At 40.4% G+C, this 3,412-nt stretch carries 1 protein-coding gene and 1 pseudogene; both read left to right on the top strand.

Annotated elements, in window-relative coordinates; genetic code table 11:
* Nucleotides 1–142: 142 nt before the first annotated feature.
* Nucleotides 143–271: pseudogene (locus tag IM322_RS13530) on the top strand (helix-turn-helix domain-containing protein); the annotation flags it as partial.
* A 268-nt stretch (nucleotides 272–539) separates the two neighbouring features.
* Nucleotides 540–3,290 (top strand): glycerol-3-phosphate acyltransferase, encoded by a 2,751-nt coding sequence (locus IM322_RS13525; RefSeq protein ID WP_287672856.1) that lies wholly within the window; start codon nucleotides 540–542, stop codon nucleotides 3,288–3,290.
* Nucleotides 3,291–3,412 lie beyond the last annotated feature (122 nt).

The raw sequence follows: 3,412 nt of genomic DNA, 5'->3' as shown, positions 1-3,412 counted from the left end.
CCTCTGCTCTTTCTTCTTCTTTAAGAGCTTTTTGTAAGTTTTTCTTTTCTTCTAAGTCTAGGAAATCTTTGGCTGGCATAAGTAGGATTTTTCTCAAGTTACTATTTCTATTTTAGGTGGTTTAAGTGCGTTTTAGCTTAGCATTAGTGGCCTGGCCCGGGAAACCGTGACCCGATCCTTGACCAAATTGCAGAAAAAAGGCCTGATTCAACGACAGCAGGAATCTCTGTGTATTCCCGATCTAGCCGCTTTAGGAAGAGTGATCTCCTAAATTCAGTTATCAGCTTCTGAAGGCAAAAGGTAAGACCCCCCAACCCTAGGGCTGTTTCATTCTCCGAATCTAATTCTTTTTTTTGCTACCCTTAATCGCTTATGAGGTAAGCTAGGGAGCAGGGGAGTACAGGTTTTTGCTTTCATGGTAGGTTGATTCATGAATCAACCTACAAAGCACGACGTTTTGACAAATTTTCAGCTATTTATTCCGAGAATTAGCTTAACATAGGAAAAATAACAGTTTTTGGTGTTACTAAGAAAATATAATGAGAGAAATTTGGGGTTCCCTATTTATTTTTTTAGTCTGTCCTATAATCGGGGGACTGCCTCTGATCGATTGGATAAATTATCTAGTAACTGGACGTAAATTATCCCAATTAGGGACTGGTAATATCGGTGTAACTGCTGCCTTTTACCATGGGGGTAAATTAGTGGGAATTTTGGCGGTAATTTCGGAAGCCGCCAAGGGAATTATCGTTATTTTCCTAACCCGTGTCTTTTTTCCCACCGGCTCCCCTTGGGAATTATTAGCTTTAATTGCCTTAGTTATGGGGCGCTATTGGTTAGGAAAAGGCGCGGGAACTACTAATGTTTTCTGGGGATTAATTGTTCACGATTTTGTCGCTGTTTTTCTCACCTTAATTATTAGTGGGATTAGCTTTACTATTTTTCGAGAAAAATCTACGGGTAGATTGGTAGGATTATTTTTATTAGCTTTAATTCTCACCTTGCGCCGTCCCCACGATTCAGGTTATATTATAACTGCCATTGCTTTAGCCTGTTTATTAGGGGCAATTTTTCAAAAAATAGCCGACGATTTAGACTTACCTGAAGCAAGTGTTAACAATGAATCAAAAACTATGTTTCGTTTTTTTCGTGGAGATCGATCGCTCCAAACTCTTGATGACAATCTGGCAGCTTCAAAAGTGGGACAAAAAGCCGCCACTTTAGCCTATCTTAAGCGTGCCGGTTATCCCATTCCTCGGGGTTGGATTTTACCACCAGGGGATGATCCACAACCATTAATAGAATCTCTTAATCCTGATATTAATCATCCCTTAGTAGTGCGATCTTCCGCTATTGGAGAAGATAGTGAAACCGCTTCATCTGCGGGACAATATACGACAATTCTTAACGTCATCGATCGAGAAAATTTAGCAGCGGCGATTTTGAGTTGCCAAACCTCCTATAATAGTCCTAATGCTGTTAATTATCGACTCGATCGAGGTCAAGAAAACACGGCCATGGCTGTGTTAATTCAAGAACAAATTCGAGGAGTTTTTTCGGGAGTTGCCTTCAGTCGTGATCCGATTAATCCTCTCAGTTTAGATGTGGTTATTGAAGCTTTACCCGGAGATGCCACCAGAGTTGTATCGGGAAGAATCACCCCCGAAAGTTATCGGGTTAATTTAGAAGAAAATATTATCATCGGAGCGGGAGATATTCCCCCAGCTATTATTCAACAGGTAGCTAATCTTTGTCGGCAATTAGAAACCCTTGATCATGGCATTCCCCAAGATATAGAATGGACTCATGACGGACGAAAATTATGGTTATTACAGTGCCGTCCTATCACTAATTTACAGCCAATTTGGACAAGAAAAATCGCAGCTGAAGTTATCCCCGGGGTGATTCGTCCTTTGCCTTGGTCAATTAATCGTCCTTTAACCTGTGGAGTTTGGGGAGATATTTTTCGGTTAGTTTTAGACAAAAAAGCCCTCGATTTGGACTTCAATGAAACAGCGACTTTACACTATCAAAGAGCCTATTTTAATGCTTCTTTGTTAGGAACAATTTTCCGTCGCATGGGATTACCTCCAGAAAGCTTAGAATTCCTGACCAAAGGGGCAAAGTTTACCAAACCACCCTTAACGGCAACTTTGGCTAATTCTCCCGGTTTATTAAAACTTTTAGGACGGGAATTACAGTTAGAAAAAGACTTTAGCCAAGATCAAAAAAACTATTTTATCCCGACGCTCGAAAAAATTAACGCTACTTCCCCAGAAGCTTTATCTTCAGGGGAGATTTTAGAGCAAATTGAGGAGATTTTAACCCTCTTAAAAAAAGCCACCTATTATAGTATTCTTGCCCCTCTTAGCTTCGCTTTGCGTCGCAGTATTTCGCAAGTACCTTTTGAGAGATTGGATAACTCCCAAGCACCAGAAATAGCCTCGATACGATCGCTATCTGAACTGAGAAAAAATACGATCGATCGAGATTTTGACTCAGCTTTTTCCCTCTGGTTAGAAACCTACGGTTATTTAAGCGAAGTGGGAACCGATATTTCGATACCGAGATGGCGAGAAAATCCCCAATATCTGCTACAATTATCCTTAGATATTCCCAACAATAATAGCCATAAAAAAGTTAAATCTTCCCATACTGTCCAAAAAAGACTAAATATCAAAAACCAAGTCACTCAAGTTTACTCCCGTCTTTTAGCTCACCTACGCTGGCATTTTCTCGCATTAGAAAACCTCTGGTTACAGCAGGAAATATTATCGGAGACGGGAGATATATTTTATCTAAATTATTCAGAAGTTACCCAGTTAGGTCAGAATAATAAAATCGCCAATCTTAACCAGATTATCCACCAGCGTCGCCAACAATTCCAAGAAAACTCTCAATTAACCGATATTCCCTATATCGTTTATGGACAACCCCCGCAAAGAGAATTTTTAGTCTCGAATTTAACTGCTAAAAAACGCTTACAGGGAATTGCCGCTAGTGGGGGGACAGTGGAAGGACGAGTCAAAATTATGCCAACCCTACAAAATCTAGAAATTGCCCCTAATACTATTCTCGTTATTCCCTATACTGACTCAGGATGGTCCCCTTTATTATCCCGGGCTGTGGGCATTATTGCCGAGGTGGGGGGACAATTATCCCATGGTGCTATTATTGCCAGAGAATACGGAATTCCGGCGGTTATGGATGTGCATAATGCCATGAAATTGTTAAAAGATGGTCAATTCATTCGTCTCGATGGCAGTCAAGGAATTATTGAAATTCTCTAGGCATTAGGTGTAGGGTGTGGAGTGTGGGGAGTATAAATAAAAATAATCTCCTGTCTCCTGTCTCCTGTCTCCTGACTACTGATTACTGATCACTGATTACTGATTACTGATCACTGATTACT

It is taken from the genome of Microcystis sp. M109S1 (genome assembly GCF_020247025.1).
Taxonomy (GTDB): Bacteria; Cyanobacteriota; Cyanobacteriia; order Cyanobacteriales; family Microcystaceae; genus Microcystis.
Note: the sequence above shows the minus strand (reverse complement) of the source record. Positions and strands in the feature narration are given on the sequence as shown.

What these genes read in the sequence shown, in the direction of transcription:
- IM322_RS13525 (WP_287672856.1), top strand. Translation starts at nt 540, where the DNA reads ATGAGAGAAATTTGGGGTTCCCTATTTATTTTTTTAGTCTGTCCTATA.